Origin of the sequence: Janthinobacterium sp. UMAB-56 (assembly GCF_900095265.1) — a bacterium.
In the GTDB taxonomy this organism is placed as follows: Bacteria; Pseudomonadota; Gammaproteobacteria; order Burkholderiales; family Burkholderiaceae_D; genus Janthinobacterium.
This window is the reverse complement of sequence record NZ_LT607654.1, coordinates 215,800-231,953: the sequence shown is the minus strand read 5'-3', so window position 1 is coordinate 231,953 and position 16,154 is coordinate 215,800. Positions and strand designations below refer to the sequence as shown.

The following is a 16,154-nucleotide window of genomic DNA, read 5'->3' as shown; positions in this document are numbered from 1 at the left end:
GTCTCCATTTTTTACCGTTACCATGTCCGCCACACCAGTCCTCACGCCCCTGAAAAGCGCTTTCCAGCAATCGCGCGCCGAGAATAACATCGAGCTGATCCTGCCCGAACTGCTGGCCGCCCAATTGCACGTCGTCATCGGCGGACAAAGCGAGCAGATCGACCTGTTCCTCGTGCCGTCGCCCAATCCCGAGCGCCGCTGCGTGACGGTGGCGCAGGAGCCAGCTTTCCTGGCCGGCATCGCCTTTCCCCATATTCCCGTCACGGGCGCGCAGCTGCTCGCGTCGATTCCAGCCGAGATCGAAATCGTCCTCCTGCATGGCGATGGCGCCAATTACCTGACGCGCGAGCAACTGGCGTGGTTCCGCAGCATGCTGGCGGCAAACGCTTGAGTGCGCCGCCGGCGCCCAGGCTGAAAGGGGCACGCGCGGAGTGGATGCGCTTTGCGCCAGCCGAGGATGCCGCAGCCGAGGCCGCGCTGATGGAAAACTTGCACCCCGTGTTGTGGCGCAGCGTGCTGCCGGCCGGCTGTGCCCTGATCCTTGCCTTTATCGGGCAAGCCGTCTGGCGCGACGTGTCGTATGCGGGCGAGGCAGTGTTGTTCGGTCCGCTGGCGCTGGCCGCCTGGTTTGCGGGCCTGGTATTTTATCCCGGACGCGCTCTGCTCTTCCATGTGGAACTGAACGATGCAGGACTGTTGCTGCGGCGCCAGGCGCGGCGCTTGCCGGGCTGGGATAAAAGCGTGCAGCTGGAGTTGGCGCAGCTGCAGCGCCTGGAAGTGGTCACGTATGCAGGCGCGCTGCAGGTCTACCGGGCGGCGCCACCGCTGGCGCGCGTGGAGCTGCTGCTCTACACCAACCTCGAGGACTGCCCGCTGATCCGCGTGGTGGGCCTGGACTTGCCCGTGCCGCAGCGCTGGTCGCTGCACCAGATCAAAGACGAACTCAGTCGCCGCTGCACACTTGCAGGTATCCCTGTCAGCGAGTCGGCCGGAGCGCCCAGCCAGCAATCCGCAGCCATCCGCGCGCGTTGGCCGCACGTGTAGGCGGGGCTGGTCATTGTCGCATCGACGCCGCAATAGCTGGTATTTTTGATAATTAGATTGCAGAAGTCCTATGAATATTTTCGTAAAGCAACTATACTCAATCTTCTTAAAAAAAATCATCGTCACGCTGGCGGCCAGTTATCCGCGCCAGAGTTCGCACGCATACCGCTTTTTCTGTCTGAAATAGCATCTTTCCCCCGCGCGGCAGGCGCGGGCGTGATGACCGAGCCTTGCCCTGGTCGACTGCTACCGTTGTCATTTTCGCTGTGTTGCCGCTTTGCTAAAAAGCCGGGCGCAGGCGCGGTGCGCTGTCATGTTTTGCGACGTCACGTTTCACTTTATGTAGTTCACGACAAAATGCTGAGTTCCATCTTTGCCGTCTCGACCGATTCCATGCCCTACATCTATGGCACGCACAACGTCGGGCTGGTGCTGTTTTCCATCGGCATCGCCGTCTTTGCCTCGTTCATGGCCCTGCAGATCGCCGGCATGGCGCGCACCAGCGAGCGCGGCTTCCAGCGCCAGACGGCCATCATCACGGGTGCCATCGCGCTCGGCGGCGGCATCTGGTCGATGCACTTCATTGGCATGCTGGCCTTCGACATCTGCACGCGCGTCTCCTTCGACCCCAGCCTGACCCTGCTGTCCATGCTGCCCGGCGTGGCCGCTTCGTGGGTGGCGCTGCATTTGCTGGCGCGTCCGAGCATCAACTGGCGCCAACTGGTGGTGGGCGGCGTGCTCGTCGGTGTTGGCATCGGTTCCATGCATTACAGCGGCATGGCCGCCATGCAGACCTCGCTAACCCTGCAGTACCAGCCGTGGCTGTTCGCGCTGTCGCTGCTGGTGGCTGTCGTCATGGCCATGCTGGCGCTGTGGATACGCTTCGGCCTGAGCGCCTTGTGCCAGCGCCTCAGTCCGCTGACCGCGCTGCTGGTCAGCAGTGTCGTCATGGGTCTGGCCATTTCCGGCATGCATTACACGGGCATGCTGGCGGCGCGTTTTTCCGGCACACCCACGGCAGGCGACAACACGATTACGGTACAGGCGTCGTTCGTGGCCCTGGCCGTGGCCCTGATTACCGTCACCCTGACCGTCTTCGTGGTCGCCGCGAACGGCTTGCTGCGCTACCGCCAATTGCTGCGCCATGCCAGCGCCAGCGAATCGCGCCTGCGCGCCATCGTTGATACGGCGGCCGATGGCTTGATCACCATCGATGGCCAGGGCAAGGTGCGCTCCTTCAATCCCGCCGCAGAAAGCCTGTTTGGCTGGAGCGAAGCCGAGATCGTGGGGCGCGACGCCAGCGTGCTGCTGCAGCGGTCCGATGCGGCCGCGTACGAGGGCTATCTGCGCGACTACCTGGAAACGGGCGCCTCGCGCATCCTCGACAGCGGACGCGAAATCGATGGCTGCAACAAGGATGGCGCCGTGCTGCCCATGCGCGTGGCGATCGGCAAGATCGACACCCCGGGCCAGCCGCTGTTCGTAGCTTTTGTCACGGACATGCGCTCTTCGCGCAGCATGGAGCAGGCGCTGAAGGACAGCGAGCGCCAGTACCGCACCCTGATCCGCAATATCCCCGGCGTATCCTTCCACTGCAGCTTCGCGCCTGAATGGAAGATGATTTTCATCAGCGACGCCGTCTTCAACCTGACAGGCTGGATGCCGCAGGACTTCACCGAGGGCAGGGTCAGGCTGTTCGACCTCGTCCACCCGGATGACCGCCAGCGCGTCAACGACACCTGCGTGCAGGCGGCAGGCGAGAAGCGCGACTTCGAGAACGTCTACCGCATGCTGCACCGCGACGGGCGCGAGCGCTGGGTGCGCGAAAGCAGCGGCCCCGTACTCGATAACGACGGCGTGGTGCGCTGGATCGACGGTGTCATCCTCGACATCACGGAAAGTGAATTGCGCAACGCCGAATATGAGGGCAAGGTGACGGCCATCTCGCGCGCGACGGCGGTCATCGAGTTCGACTTGCAGGGGCGCATCCTGGCAGCCAACCAGAACTTCCTCGACCTGGTCGGCTACCAGCTCGACGATGTGCTGGGCCTGCACCACAGCATCTTCTGCGAACCGGGCTACGTGACCTCGCCGGATTACATCGCGTTCTGGCAGCAGCTGGCGCAGGGTCAATTCAACACGGGCGAGTACAAGCGCATCGACAAGGCGGGTCGGGAAATATGGATACAGGCCTCGTACAACCCGATCCTCAACACGGACGGCAAGCCGTTCAAGGTAGTCAAGCTGGCCACCGACGTCAGCGAGCGGCGCGCCATGCAGGAAAACCTGCGCGCGGCAAAAGACCGCGCCGAGCTGGCCGCCGAATCGAAGACCAGCTTCCTGGCCAACATGAGCCACGAGATCCGCACGCCGATGAACGCCATCATCGGCTTTACGGAAGTGCTGCTGGGGACCGCCCTTGACAGCCTGCAGCGCCGCCACCTGGGCACGGTGCGCCAGTCGGCGCGTTCCCTGCTCGAACTGCTCAACGACATACTCGACACGGCCAAGCTGGAAAAAGGCGCCACCGAACTGGAACTGGTAGACTTTTCGCTGCCCGACCTGGTCGACCACGTGGCCGCGTCCCTGCGCATCACGGCGCAGGCGCGCGACCTGGTGCTGCACGTGGATGTCGACCCTGGCATGGGCCAGTTCTTCCTGGGCGACGCGCGCCGGGTACAGCAGGTGCTGACGAATTTGATCGGTAACGCCGTCAAGTTCACGGAAGTGGGCCATGTACGCGTGGCCGTCGGCATGCAGGACTCGCAGGTGCATATCGCCGTGCACGACACGGGCATCGGCATCCCCGCCGACCGCCTGGATAAAATCTTCGCCCCATTTACGCAAGCCGATTCCTCGATGAGCCGCCGCTTTGGCGGCACCGGCCTGGGCACGACGATTTCACTGCAGCTGGTCGAGCTGATGGGTGGCACGATCACGGTGGAAAGCACCCTGGGCGTGGGCAGCGTGTTCCACGTGCTGCTGCCGCTGGCGCCGGGCAAGGCCGTGGCGCGCCGCAGCGAGCAGCCCGTGGTGGCCTTGCCACCGCTGCGTATCCTGGCGGCGGACGACGTGCCGCAGAACGTGGAGCTGCTCTTGATCAGCCTCGGCGCGGCCGGTCACCAGGTGATCGCCGCCAGCGATGGCGAGAGCGCCGTGCGCGAGTACAGCAAGGGCAGCTTCGACATCGTCCTGATGGACGTGCAGATGCCGCGCATGGATGGCCTGGAAGCGACGCGCCTGATCCGCGTGTTCGAGCGCGAGCAGGGCTTGAAACCGACGCCTATCATCGCCCTGACGGCCAGCGTGCTGGAACAGGACCGGCGCGCCGCACAGGCGGCCGGCATGAACGGTTTTGCTTCGAAGCCGCTGGAAATGCACAAGCTGACGGCGGAAATCGCCCGCCTGCTCGATATCGCCGTGGCCATGCCGCCGCCGGCGTCCGGCGCGCTGGCGCGGGCTGCCGCTGGCCAGGTGGACTGGCAGCGCGGCATCGCCCTGTGGGGCGGACGCGAAGCCTTGCAGCGCGCCATCGTGCGCTTCGTGCAAGCCAATGGCGATTGCGCCGCCATGCTGGCGGTGGAACTGGAACGCGGCGGCAGCAGCGTGGCGGGTCACCTGCTGCACCGTATCAAGGGCGCGGCGGGCAACCTGTGCCTGGTGCAGGTCGAAAGCCTGCTGGGACGCATCGAGCAAGCGATTGCGGGCCAACTGCCGGCGACCGAATTGCTGGTGCAACTGGCTGCCGCCTTCATGGCGCTGGCCGGCGAGCTGGAGGCGGGTGCCGAGGCTCCGCCGGCGCCGCCGGGCGAGGCCCTCGCCAGCGCGCCCCTCGATGCATCCGCTGCGGGCGCCTTGCTGCGGCAAGCCATCGCCAGCCTGGAAGGCGGACAGCTCGACGACGCCTTGATGGCGCAGATCACCGCCATGCTGGTGCCGCACGGCCAGCAACAGCGCCTGCAGGCGCTGGCCAGTGCCATCGACGACTTTGAATTTGCGCGCGCCGTGGGCGTGCTGCGCCAGTTGCTGGCGTGGCTGGAAGCGCCAACGCCTGCCGACCTTTCCTGATATTGGGCTACAGATGACCTTACACGAAGACAAACCGATCCTGCTGCTGGTCGATGACGAAGCGACGAATCTGCAGGTGCTGCGCCAGATACTGCAGGACGACTACCGCCTGCTGTATGCCAAGGATGGCGACAAGGCGCTGGAACTGGCGCGCAACAACCCCGTCGAACTGATCCTGCTCGACATCATGATGCCCGCCATGACGGGCTACGACGTGTGCCGGCAGCTGAAAGCCATGCCGTCCACCGCATCCATCCCCGTCATTTTCGTCACCGCCCTGTGCGACGTGAAAGACGAAGCGGACGGTTTTGACGCCGGCGCCGTCGACTACATCACGAAACCCGTCAGTCCGCCCATCGTGCGGGCCCGCGTGCGTACGCATTTGTCGCTGGTCGACGCCGAGGAATTGCGCCGCTCGCGCCTGCAGGTGATCCAGACCCTGGGCCAGGCGGCCGAATACAAGGATAACGAAACGGGCATGCACGTCATCCGCATGAGCTATTACGCGCGCCAGCTGGCGCTGGCGGCCGGCTACAGCGCGGGCAGGGCGGAAGACCTGCTCAACGCGGCCCCCATGCACGACGTGGGCAAGATCGGCATCCCAGACGCCATCCTGCAAAAGCCGGGCAAGCTCGATGCGGACGAATGGAACGTCATGCGCAGCCACGCGGAAATCGGCGCGGCCATCATCGGCGAGCATGCGGGCGGCCTGCTGAAAATGGCGCGCACCATCGCCCTCACGCATCACGAGAAATGGGATGGCAGCGGCTATCCGCAAGGCTTGAAGGGCGAGGAAATCCCCCACGAAGGGCGCATCGTCGCCATCGCCGACGTCTTCGACGCCCTCACCAGCGAACGCCCCTACAAGCCCGCCTGGACGGTGTCGGACGCGATCGCCACCATGCAGCGCGACAGCGGCACGCACTTCGATCCGGTGCTGCTGGCGCTGTTCGTGGAACACTTGCCGGCCATGCTGGAAATTAAGGAGCAGTGGCGCGAGCCGGTGTAGGGAAACGGCAATCGCCTAGTCAGGCAACCGCAAAATCCGCCGTATCTCCAGGATTGCCTGCGGGCTTTCCTGCACGCTGTGCCACGAGGGGATGACTTTTTCCGACAGCGCGCCATCGAGGTGGGCGCTGGCGTAGGGGACCACGCCATCGCTCGATTCCGCCAGCGGCAGCTGCGGCGTGTCGTTGCCCATGATGGAGTAGTAGCGCACTTTCGGGCTGATGGGCAGGTCCGCCACCAGGCGCACGAACGGGTCCTTGTCGCTGAGGTTATCGATGCTGTTGGGGATGCGCAGCGGCTCGCTGCTGCCCGTATCGAGCTGCGCCAGGCTGCCGGCCGCATCCGACAGCTGGTCGAGCATGGTGATCGGCAAGGTGACGAGGTTGGCGATCCAGCGCGCTATCTTGTGGTTGGCGAACGAGGTGCCACGGTGCGGCGCAGCGATGAAGATGGCGCGATTGACCTGCGGCATGGCCGTGAAGTTGAGGTAGGGCGCCAGTCCTGCGCGCACTTTTTCGGCCTTCTTTCCCTTCAAATTGTATCCTTCCGTGATGGCGTCGAGCAGGGTGTTGCTGGCGTCCGAGACCATCAGGCGCGCCAGCACGCCGCCCATGCTGTGGCCGATCAATACCATGTCGTTTGCCGCGTTCGCCTTGGCAGTAGGGTCGAACTGGGCCAGGGTGGCGGCCAGCGCCTGGCGGATGGCGACGTTGTTGGCCGCCAGCGGCGCATTGCTCGGGTAGTACACTTGCCAGATCTGGTAGCGTCGGCGCAGCTGTTCGTCGCCCATCAGTTCATTTGCCACGTTGATCCACGCTTCCGGACTGCTGGCCAGGCCGTGCAGCATGACGATGGTGCGCTTGTTCGGGTCATAGGGTTGCATCAGGTGCACCTGCGGGCGCGAAATGCCGTCGGCGCGGCCGAACAGGGTGCGCAGCGCCTGCACGCCGAAGCCGGAACGCGCCAGCCACAAGCCATAGCCGGCCGTGAAATTGGCTGCCACGGGCAATTCCTGTCCCGCCATGCGCGTCGATTCGCTGCGCGTCGGGTCGACCAGCATCACCATCAGTTGCTGCGTTGCCAATACCTCCTGCAGGCTGTTGCCGTCGAAGCGGATCAACGCCGTGACGACGGGGAAGCGGGTTTCCTGGTACGGCACATACTCGCCTTTCGGCGCCGGCGGCTTGGGCATGACGGCCACCAGGTCGGCGCCGAAGCCGTCGCGCCGGTACACATTGCGCAGGCCGGAAAACGACAGCGAGGTCGCCGGCAGCAGTTCCTCGGGCACGGTGCCGTCTGCGGGCAGGCGCAGGGCCGACAATTCGCTGTCGATCTGCCAGCCGGCGACGCGGATCACATTGCCGTCGGGACGGTATTCGCTGCGGTGGCGAAACAGGTTGCCGACGGCCTTTTGCACGGCGTAGTTGTAGTAGTCGCGAATCTGCGTCTGCCGCTCCTCGAAGGCGCGCTGGCCTGGCGTGCGCGTCGTATAGAACAGGTAGGCATAGGCGTAGCGGGCCGATTCCAGCCAGGCGGCAAGCCGCTCGGCGCTGGCGTGGCCACCCTGTTTTTCTTCCGTCAGGGCGCTTGCCAGCCATAGCTCGGACAGGGTCGCCAGGCGTTGCTCGTCGCTGAGCAGCTCGGAGCGGGCCAGGTCGGCGCGGCAGTTGCCCGTATTGCCTACGCAGGCAGTGATGTCGCTGCCGACGATGCGCAGCACCTCGCTGGCCGCGGCACTGAGTTTGCCGGTGGTGAGGATGTCGCCGCGCCGCTGCTGCAGGTAGTCGGCGGGCGAGATCGCGCTGACGGTGACGGCGGCGCAGCCACTCAGCAGCAGCGCAGCGCACAGCAGGGCGCTTACGCGCAGGTGCCGCGTCAGCATAGTGGGCGCCTTAGAAGGAATAAACCAGGGTCAGCGAGGTTTGCGTATCCGTGTTCTTCTTGTCATCGGGCACGCGCGTATCGTTGCGGGCGCTGAAGGCGGCCTTCATTTGCATGGTGCCGTTAATCTTGGTGCTGAGGGCTGTTTCGGCGATCGAGTGGGTGTTCGAGGTGCCCCGTTCGACGCTGACCGTCTGCGTAAACATGGCCGACTGGCTGATCTTCCACTTCATGGCGGCGGCGCCGCGCACCGTCAGGCCGTGTTCCGATTCGCCCGTGTCGTTGGTGCCGCTGAAATAGCCAGGACCGATTTCCACGTCGACGCTCTTGTCGCTGGACTGGTACCAGCGCGTGCCATGACCGACGGCCAGGGTCGAGTACTTGGTATAGGCGCCGAACTTGTCGTTCACGTGCGAGGCCAGCACGAACAGCTTCTCATTGTCCGCCATCAGCTTGTAAGCGGCCTTGGCGGAGGCGGAAAAGCGCTCGGCCGAGCGCTCGCGCACCTTCTCGCCATCGTCGTTGGTCGTTTCGTCTTCCTTGAAGTAGCCGCTGAAGATGTACTGGTTGCTCCAGTCATCGAGTTCCTGGCGCGCATCGATCTTGCCAGTGACGGAGGTGCCGACCGTGTTGCCCGAGGTGGTGATGGCGCCCAGTTCGGCGGAAGTGCTCCAGCTGCCGATGGGGATTTCATCGAACAACAGGCTTTGCTTGGTATCTTTGGCGGCGGCGCCGCCGCAGGTGATGGCCAAGGCCAGCGCCAGTGCGAGAGTAGGGGTCGATTTCATGGCTGTATTTGTCTGTGGCGCGCGCCAGGCGTGCCTGCTGTTCGTTAATGGCGGTGGTGATGGCAGTGTTGGCTATGCAGGCCGCGGCAAGCCGGGAGGCGCCGATAAAACCTGCGCGCATGCGCGCGCGGGCGCGGCCAAAACATTGTCGAGGCTGTATTGTACCCGACCCTGTCATCGTTTGCCGCACGCGGCAGGGCTGGCAAGTGGCGCGCGCCTGGCGTATGCTGCGCCTATTTGGTGTCCCGATTTTTACAAGGAATCTCCCGTGCGCTGCCTGGTCATCGAAGACGAAGCTGAAACTTCCCGCTATATCTGTGCCGGCCTGCGCGAGGCGGGCCACGACGTCACCGCCTGCGACAATGGCATCGACGGCATGCGCCTGGCCTGCGGCGAAGACTGGGATGCGCTGGTGCTCGACCGCCTGCTGCCCGGCGAAATCGATGGCCTGGCCATCGTCGCGCGCCTGCGCGGCATGGGCCGCAACACGCCCGTGCTGGTGCTGTCGGCCCTGTCCAGCGTCGACGAGCGCGTGCGCGGCCTGCGCAGCGGTGGCGACGATTATCTGTCCAAACCCTTCGCCATCGCCGAACTGCTGGCGCGCATCGAGGCGCTGCTGCGCCGCGCCGCGCCCGTGCCCGAAGCGACGCAACTGCAGGTGGCCGACCTGGTGCTCGACATGCGTACCATGCGCGTGACGCGCGCCAACCGGCAGATCGCCCTGCAACCGCGCGAATTTCGCCTGCTCGAATACCTGATGCGCCACCAGGGCCAGTCCGTCACGCGCGCCATGCTGCTCGAAGCCGTGTGGGATTATCATTTTGACCCGCAGACGAACGTCATCGACGTGCAGGTGAGCCGTTTGCGCACCAAGGTGGACAAGGAATTTGCGCCACCGCTGATTCACACGGTGCGCGGCGTCGGCTACACCCTGGACGTGATCGATAGTGCGTAACTGGCACCGCTCGATCGCGGCCCGCCTGGCGCTCGGCTATGGCGTGCTGGTAGTCGTGTCGATCTGCATCGTCTGCGCGGTGTTCTACTTCGGCACCATCGGCGTGCTGGACCGCAGCGTGGACCGCAAGCTGACCCTGCTCTCGGAGCGCCTCGCCACGCTGTACGAACAGGGCGGCGACAGCCGCACGACGGCGGAAATCGCCCATTTGCTCACCGACCGCACCGACAGCGACACGGAGATCTTTTTGCTGGTCGATGCCGATGGCCGCCGCGTGGCCGGTAATCTGTCGTCCTGGCCCGATGCGGGCAGCCCCGTGGGCCGGCTGCTGCACCGCGACGTCACGCGCGAAGGACGCAGGGTGCCCGCGCGCATGCTGATCCGCGACCTGGCGGGGGGCGCGCGGCTGTTCGTGGGACGCGACATGGAAGAGGGCAAGTCGATCCGCAGCCTGGTGCTGCGCTCGCTGGCCTATGGTGGCGGGGTGGCCATTCTGCTGGTGGTGGCGGGCGCCTGGCTGTTCCGCCGCCAGCTCGAAGCGCGCATCGGCCAGATCCGTCGCACGGCGGGGGAAATCGAGGCGGGCGACCTGAGCCGGCGCATCCCCGTCGCCAGCGAGGATGAATTCGGCTTGCTGAGCCGCGACATCAACCGCATGCTCGACCGCATCGAACATCTGATGGAAGGCGTGCGCCACGTCTCGAACGCCATCGCGCACGACTTGCGCACGCCACTGGGACGCATCCGCAACAAGCTCGATGGCGTCTTGCGCCAGCAGCCGGGCGTGGCCGGCTACGCGAACGCGGCGCAGGCGGCCATCGACGACATCGACGACCTGACGCGCGTGTTCGACAAGCTGCTGCAGATCGCGGCGGCCGAATCGGGCATGCGTCCCGAGAATTTCGACGACATCGACCTGCAACAGATCGGCGCCGACATCGTGGAAATGTACGAAGCCACGGCCGACGAGCAGGGCGTGCTGCTGGTGCAGATGTATGGCGAGGGCGTGCCGGCGCGCGGCGACCGCAACTTGCTGGGCAGCGCCCTGGCCAGCCTGGTCGACAATGCCATCAAGTACGCTGGGCCGGACGCTACGGTGGAAGTGTCGGCCGGCAGCGATGAGCTGGGCAGCTGGCTGGCCGTGCGCGACAACGGCCCCGGCGTGCCAAGGGAAGAACTGCCGAAGCTGACGCAGCGTTTTTACCGGCTCGACAAGAGCCGCCACCTGCCCGGCAATGGCCTGGGCCTTTCCATCGTGGCGGCCATCGCCGCCCTGCATGGCGGCAGCCTGGAGATCGAGGATGCGGCGCCGGGCCTGCGCCTGCGATTGCGGCTGCTGCGCTAGTGTGGCCAAGCGGCACATTACCAACTTGTAACCCCCTTCGTTTTCGCCTCCCCCTATCATCCGCACTACCCGGTGTAGAGCGGCTGCCTGCGCGCAGCCGCCGGTGCCGGGCTGCCTGCGGCCGTTGCCGCGTCCCCTTCATCCAGACCCGTCGTAGAGCCGTTCGCATGCATACTTTTACCGCCACCGACGACAGCGACGCGCCGCAGCAGGCGCCGCTGCGCCAGCACGGCCACCGCCTCAAGGCCGCCCTGGGCGCCATCGTCTTTCCCGTGCAGCGCGCGCGCTGGCAAGCGTTCATCGCCGGCATGCCGGGCCTGGCGGCGCTGGCGCAAGCCCATCCCAGCCTGCTGTATAAAATCTACCGGCCCTACGCGAGCCGCCGCTTCGGCTGCGCGGCGCGCGCGGAGCTGCTGCGTGGCCATTACCGCTTCCTGTGGCAGGCGGGCGCGCGGCCACTGGTGGAATACGCGGCGCGGCGCGCGCTGGTGCTGGCCACCATCGAAGGCAAGGATGGCGCCAGCTACCGCTTGCAGTTGACAGCCATCCACGACAGCCACCGCGAAGGGGAACTGTGCCTGCGCCTGACGCGCGACGGCGTCTCGCTGTATCTGGCCAGTTTCCTGTTCCGGCCGCAGCCAGGCGGCAGCGCCATCCAGCTGGGTGCCTTGCAGGGCTTGCGCTCGCCCGCCGGCGCGCAGGCGGTGAAGGAAGCCACGCGGGCGCTGCACGGCTGCCGGCCGAAAAACCTGATGGTGGCCGCCTTGCGCGACCTGGGCGACTTTTTCGGCTGCGGCCATCTGGACCTGGTCAGTAATGCCAACCGCATCGCGCTGAACTGGCGCCGGCGCCGTCACATCTCTTGCGACTACGACCTGGCGTGGCAAGAACTGCATGCGCTGCCCACCAGCGACGGCAATTATCGCTTGCCATGCGGGCCTTGCCAGATGCCGGAGCTGGAGCTGGTAGCGTCGAAAAAACGCGCCGATGCGCGCCGTCGCGGCGCCATGCTGCTGCAGCTGGCGGCGGACATGCGCTGGCAAGTGGCGGGCCTGCTGCTCGCGCAATGAAAGTTGAGGGTAGCGTTTCTTGACCTGCGCGGCTTTTTTGCCAGGCGGCCCGGCGCAAGCGGCGTGATCGGCGTATACTTGTCGGCGTTCTCAACCCGAAGCCAGTCACCCCATGCCAGCACACTACCCAACTTCGCGCATGCGCCGCCTGCGCGCGACTCCGCAGTTGCGCGAGCTGTTCCGCGAAACCGAGATCAATCCGCGCGACCTGGTCCTGCCGATCTTCGTCGACGAAGGCAGCAGCGATTTCATCGACATCAAGTCCATGCCCGGCGTGCGCCGCATTCCCGAAGCGAAGCTGGCACAGGAAGTGGAGCGCTACGCGCGCGCCGGCCTGCGCTCCGTCATGACCTTCGGCATTTCGCATCACAAGGATAGCCACGGTACGGACACCCTGAATCCGGACGGTCTGGTGGCGCGCATGTCGCGCATCATCAAGGACGCGGTGCCGGAAATGGTGGTCATGTCGGACACCTGCTTCTGCGAATACACGGACCACGGCCATTGCGGTATTTTGCATGGCGACACGGTCGACAACGACAGCACGGTGCTGAACCTGGGCAAGCAGGCCGTCATTGCGGCCCAGGCAGGCGCCGACATCATCGCCCCATCGGCCGCCATGGATGGCCAGGTGGCGGCGATCCGCAACGCGCTTGATGCGGCCGGTTTCCACGACACGCCCGTGATGGCGTATTCCACCAAGTTCGCCTCCGGCCTGTATGGCCCGTTCCGCGACGCGGCCGGCAGCACGCTGAAGGGCGACCGCAAGACCTACCAGATGGACCCGATGAACCGTCGCGAAGCGATCCGCGAATCGCTGATCGATGAAGCCGAAGGCGCCGACGCGCTGATGGTGAAGCCGGCCGGCGCCTACCTGGACATCATCCGCGACTTGCGCGAAGTGACGCGCCTGCCAATCGGCGCCTACCAGGTCAGTGGCGAGTACGCGATGATCAAGTTCGCCGCGCAGGCGGGCGCCATCGACGAGCGCCGCGTGGTGCAGGAAACCCTCGGTGCCATCAAGCGCGCGGGCGCCGACATGATCTTTACGTACTTTGCGATGGATGTGCTGAATAATCCGTATTAAACACTGCCGTCAAGTTGGTGCTTATTTTCACCCTAAAAGCAAGAGCTGGGGTCAGGCCCGCCGGGTCTGACCCCGGAATTTGCCGTTGGGTTTTATTTATTTCCCCATGCCCCTGAAAATCTCCCGCATCCTGCACGCCGGCTATGTCTTCGAATGCGAAGGCACGACCATCGCCTTCGACCCTATCGTCGAAAACCCGTTCAGCCGCAACTGCCACGCCTTTCCTGCCGTGCGTTTCGACCTCGACGCCGTGCGCCGGCTGCGCTGGGATGCCGTCTTCATCTCGCACTTCCACGACGACCACTGTTCGCTCGACAGCCTCGATGTGCTCGACCGTGCCACGCCCATCTACCTGTACTGCGTCTTCGACGAGCTGTTCGCGATGCTACGTGCGCTGGGTTTTACCGCCGTCGAGCGGCTGTACGTCGACGTGCCCGTGCGGGTGGGCGCCATCGAGGTGATCCCGCGCCGGGCGCTGGACGACGATGTCGATTCGCTGTTCCAGGTGCGCGCCGCCGGCCTGAATGTGCTCAACGTCGTCGATTCCTGGATCGGCCCTGAAACGTTGGCGCAACTGGCCGCGTTCGCACCCTGGGACATGGTCTTGTGGCCATTCCAGACCATGCGCGAGATCGCCGTTATCGCGCCATCGCAAGCGCAGCCTGGCCCGGTCGAGCTTCCCGACGACTGGGTGCCGCAGCTGCGCGCGCTGGCGCCCCGATACCTGGTGCCCAGTTCCTGCCAGTTCGTGCAGGAAGACTGGTCCTGGTACAACCATGCGATGTTCCCGATTAGCTACCGCCAGTTTGCGCAGGAGATCGGCGCCGCGCTGCCTGAGGCGCACATCTTCCGCCTCGATCCCTCGACGGCCGTGCTGCTCGACGCTGACGGTTTGAAGACGGCCGCGCCGCTGCCGTGGGTCATCCCGGTGGGTCCGCAAGACGTGGATTTCGACTACCGCCCCGAGGCGCCGCCGCCCGCCACGTCTGACATCGCACGGCGTTTCGCCGCCTTGAATAGGACCGATGAAGCGCTGGTGCTCGATTTTTGCCGGAACGGTTTGCTTGAGCGCTACCGCGACATGGAACTGCCCGAGGAGAGCTATTTCCAGGCCCCGCGTTTGTGGCGGCTGTCGCTGTACGGCCATGAGGGCGGCGTCACCATCCTGCATTACCGCACGCATGGCGATTTGATCGACCTGGTGCCGGACACGGGCGAGGCGCCGGGCTGGACCACCGAGCTGCCGCTGGTGAAGTGCCATGCGGCGCTGGTGCTGGGCGAATCGCTGACGTCGATGTACATGCGCATCAACGATGGGCCTTTCGATGCGGCTACGCAGGCCGAACTGAGGGACGCGGACATCGTCGACGACCCCTTGATCCGTTGCCTGTTCAACGACGCCATCGGCGCTTACCAGGCGGCGCAGCTGAAACGCTTGCTGGCGCGCTGAAGAAAATCGCGCGACAGAGTAAGATGACTGCTTCTGACTAGAACGGGAAAGACACCATGGCACAAGACAAGGAAACCGCGATCCTGGCGGGCGGCTGCTTCTGGGGCGTACAAGACTTGCTGCGCCGTTATCCGGGCGTGATCGCCACGCGCGTGGGCTACAGTGGCGGCGACGTGGCCAACGCCACTTACCGCAACCACGGCACGCATGCGGAAGCGATCGAAATCCTCTTCGATCCGGAAACCATCAGCTACCGCAAGATCCTGGAATTGTTCTTCCAGATCCACGACCCCAGCACGCCGGATCGCCAGGGCAATGACCGGGGCACGAGCTACCGTTCGGCCATTTTTTACACGAGCGAAGAACAACGGCTGGTGGCCGAAGAGACCATCCGCGACGTCGATGCCTCCGGCCTGTGGCCCGGCAAGGTGGTGACGGAAGTGGCGCCGGCCGGCCCGTTCTGGGAAGCGGAACCCGAGCACCAGGATTATCTGCAACGCTTGCCGCACGGCTATACCTGCCACTACATCAGGCCGGACTGGGTCTTGCCGCAGCGCGGGCAGTAAGCAGGCAGAGGGCTGACGGCCATGGAGATTGCCCACGCCATGGGCGTGCAGCCGTCGAGCGTCATCGCCTGGCGAAGCGCGCGTATGAATGGCTGGACATCTCCAGCCAGCGTCAATGGTTTGCGCTAGGTCTAAGCCCGCATGCTGCATAAATGCTAGCTACCCCTGAATACTGGGCGCTGCACAAAATGAATGCAATTCAAGGCAATAATGTGAGCATATTATTACGAAAATAAGGACTATGCTGTCGGCAGAGTGTTGATGCGCCAAGAAATGATGGCCATCTGCATGGCTGATAGCCAGTGCCTGTCGCTGCGTGCGATCTCTGCTTTTCCTGGCTCAGGAAACATTTCCCGAAGGAGTACATTGTGTCCTCATCTGAACTGAATGCGGTAGAACACGTCTATCTGATCGCCGGCAATCTCGGCCTGCCCGGCGCGCCCATCCTGAATCTGGCCCTGTTTTACAACCCCGACGACGGCAGCGTCAGCGGCGAAGCCCTGATCACGCAATCGATCGCGCCACCGCATGGTCGCGTGGTGATCCGTCCTGTCAGCGGCCCCGTGCATGGCTTGGGCATCGGTGGCGCCACGCGCGTCTTTAGCCTCAGCGGCGAATACGTCGTGTCCGTGCCGCCACCTGCCATCGGCAGCTACCTGGCCAAGTTTGAAGCGACTTTTGTCACCGACAATCACTGGAGCGGCCACGGGTCCTTCAGCTATGGCAACCAGAAGATCGACAACGTACCCATCAAGCAACGCGGCTAGGCACGCTGGCTAGTTTTCAGGCCGAGGCTTGTCCTCAAGATGGGGACAACCCTCGGCGTAGTCGACTGCTTGCTGTGTTGCAAGCCGGAGCATCCGGCAACTCTCACCGAATACAAGCACCAAGG

Annotated in this window: 13 protein-coding genes; 11 read left to right on the top strand and 2 right to left on the bottom strand. The window is 64.7% G+C overall.

The features are described 5' to 3' along the window. Nucleotides 1–22 precede the first annotated feature (22 nt). The 4 genes from K0F85_RS09675 to K0F85_RS09660 all read left to right on the top strand — a co-directional run bounded on the left by K0F85_RS09675 (nt 23) and on the right by K0F85_RS09660 (nt 6,121). On the top strand, nt 23–391 hold the full coding sequence (locus K0F85_RS09675; RefSeq protein ID WP_219115827.1) for a hypothetical protein: 369 nt from the start codon (nt 23–25) through the stop codon (nt 389–391). 44 nt (nt 392–435) lie between these two features. Next, nucleotides 436–1,044, top strand: a complete 609-nt coding sequence (locus K0F85_RS09670) for a hypothetical protein (protein WP_219115826.1) — start codon at nt 436–438, stop codon at nt 1,042–1,044. A 357-nt stretch (nt 1,045–1,401) separates the two neighbouring features. Next, the gene (locus K0F85_RS09665) at nt 1,402–5,112 is read left to right on the top strand and encodes a PAS domain S-box protein (protein ID WP_219115825.1); all 3,711 of its coding nucleotides are present in this window, start codon (nt 1,402–1,404) and stop codon (nt 5,110–5,112) included. 13 nt (nt 5,113–5,125) lie between these two features. Continuing rightward, nucleotides 5,126–6,121 (top strand): HD domain-containing phosphohydrolase, encoded by a 996-nt coding sequence (locus K0F85_RS09660; protein WP_219115824.1) that lies wholly within the window; start codon nt 5,126–5,128, stop codon nt 6,119–6,121. A gap of 15 nt (nt 6,122–6,136) precedes the next feature. Here the strand turns inward: K0F85_RS09660 and K0F85_RS09655 are convergent, their stop codons facing one another. Together K0F85_RS09655 and K0F85_RS09650 are read right to left on the bottom strand one after the other, a co-directional pair. After that, nucleotides 6,137–8,002 carry a triacylglycerol lipase gene (locus tag K0F85_RS09655; protein ID WP_219115823.1) on the bottom strand — a complete coding sequence of 622 codons (1,866 nt, stop codon included), beginning with the start codon at nt 8,000–8,002 and terminating at the stop codon, nt 6,137–6,139. Nucleotides 8,003–8,012: 10 nt separating this feature from the next. Further along, a complete protein-coding gene (locus K0F85_RS09650) occupies nt 8,013–8,789 on the bottom strand; it encodes a YdiY family protein (protein WP_219115822.1) in 777 nt (258 codons plus the stop codon). 268 nt (nt 8,790–9,057) lie between these two features. On the opposite strand from K0F85_RS09650, the gene K0F85_RS09645 reads away from it, so the two are divergent. From K0F85_RS09645 to K0F85_RS09615, 7 genes are all read left to right on the top strand, one after another. After that, on the top strand, nt 9,058–9,744 hold the full coding sequence (locus K0F85_RS09645) for a winged helix-turn-helix domain-containing protein (protein ID WP_219115821.1): 687 nt from the start codon (nt 9,058–9,060) through the stop codon (nt 9,742–9,744). Next, nucleotides 9,737–11,089, top strand: coding sequence for a cell wall metabolism sensor histidine kinase WalK (locus K0F85_RS09640; RefSeq protein ID WP_219115820.1), 1,353 nt, complete (start codon nt 9,737–9,739; stop codon nt 11,087–11,089). Before K0F85_RS09645 ends, K0F85_RS09640 begins: the two co-directional genes overlap by 8 nt. Before the next feature lie 167 nt (nt 11,090–11,256). Continuing rightward, nucleotides 11,257–12,159, top strand: a complete 903-nt coding sequence (locus tag K0F85_RS09635; protein ID WP_219115819.1) for a DUF535 family protein — start codon at nt 11,257–11,259, stop codon at nt 12,157–12,159. A gap of 112 nt (nt 12,160–12,271) precedes the next feature. Then, on the top strand, nt 12,272–13,246 hold the full coding sequence (gene hemB / locus K0F85_RS09630) for a porphobilinogen synthase (RefSeq protein WP_219115818.1): 975 nt from the start codon (nt 12,272–12,274) through the stop codon (nt 13,244–13,246). A gap of 106 nt (nt 13,247–13,352) precedes the next feature. Continuing rightward, the gene (locus tag K0F85_RS09625) at nt 13,353–14,696 is read left to right on the top strand and encodes an MBL fold metallo-hydrolase (protein WP_219116052.1); all 1,344 of its coding nucleotides are present in this window, start codon (nt 13,353–13,355) and stop codon (nt 14,694–14,696) included. A 56-nt stretch (nt 14,697–14,752) separates the two neighbouring features. Further along, nucleotides 14,753–15,262 carry a peptide-methionine (S)-S-oxide reductase MsrA gene (msrA, locus tag K0F85_RS09620; protein WP_219115817.1) on the top strand — a complete coding sequence of 170 codons (510 nt, stop codon included), beginning with the start codon at nt 14,753–14,755 and terminating at the stop codon, nt 15,260–15,262. A 368-nt stretch (nt 15,263–15,630) separates the two neighbouring features. After that, nucleotides 15,631–16,029 carry a DUF1842 domain-containing protein gene (locus tag K0F85_RS09615; RefSeq protein WP_219115816.1) on the top strand — a complete coding sequence of 133 codons (399 nt, stop codon included), beginning with the start codon at nt 15,631–15,633 and terminating at the stop codon, nt 16,027–16,029. The last annotated feature ends 125 nt before the right edge of the window (nt 16,030–16,154 follow it).

Coding starts and splice junctions, on each gene's coding strand:
- K0F85_RS09675 (WP_219115827.1), top strand. CDS start 23: ATGTCCGCCACACCAGTCCTCACGCCCCTGAAAAGCGCTTTCCAGCAA.
- K0F85_RS09670 (WP_219115826.1), top strand. CDS start 436: ATGCGCTTTGCGCCAGCCGAGGATGCCGCAGCCGAGGCCGCGCTGATG.
- K0F85_RS09665 (WP_219115825.1), top strand. CDS start 1,402: ATGCTGAGTTCCATCTTTGCCGTCTCGACCGATTCCATGCCCTACATC.
- K0F85_RS09660 (WP_219115824.1), top strand. CDS start 5,126: ATGACCTTACACGAAGACAAACCGATCCTGCTGCTGGTCGATGACGAA.
- K0F85_RS09655 (WP_219115823.1), bottom strand. CDS start 8,002: ATGCTGACGCGGCACCTGCGCGTAAGCGCCCTGCTGTGCGCTGCGCTG.
- K0F85_RS09650 (WP_219115822.1), bottom strand. CDS start 8,789: ATGAAATCGACCCCTACTCTCGCACTGGCGCTGGCCTTGGCCATCACC.
- K0F85_RS09635 (WP_219115819.1), top strand. CDS start 11,257: ATGCATACTTTTACCGCCACCGACGACAGCGACGCGCCGCAGCAGGCG.
- hemB (WP_219115818.1), top strand. CDS start 12,272: ATGCCAGCACACTACCCAACTTCGCGCATGCGCCGCCTGCGCGCGACT.
- K0F85_RS09625 (WP_219116052.1), top strand. CDS start 13,353: ATGCCCCTGAAAATCTCCCGCATCCTGCACGCCGGCTATGTCTTCGAA.
- msrA (WP_219115817.1), top strand. CDS start 14,753: ATGGCACAAGACAAGGAAACCGCGATCCTGGCGGGCGGCTGCTTCTGG.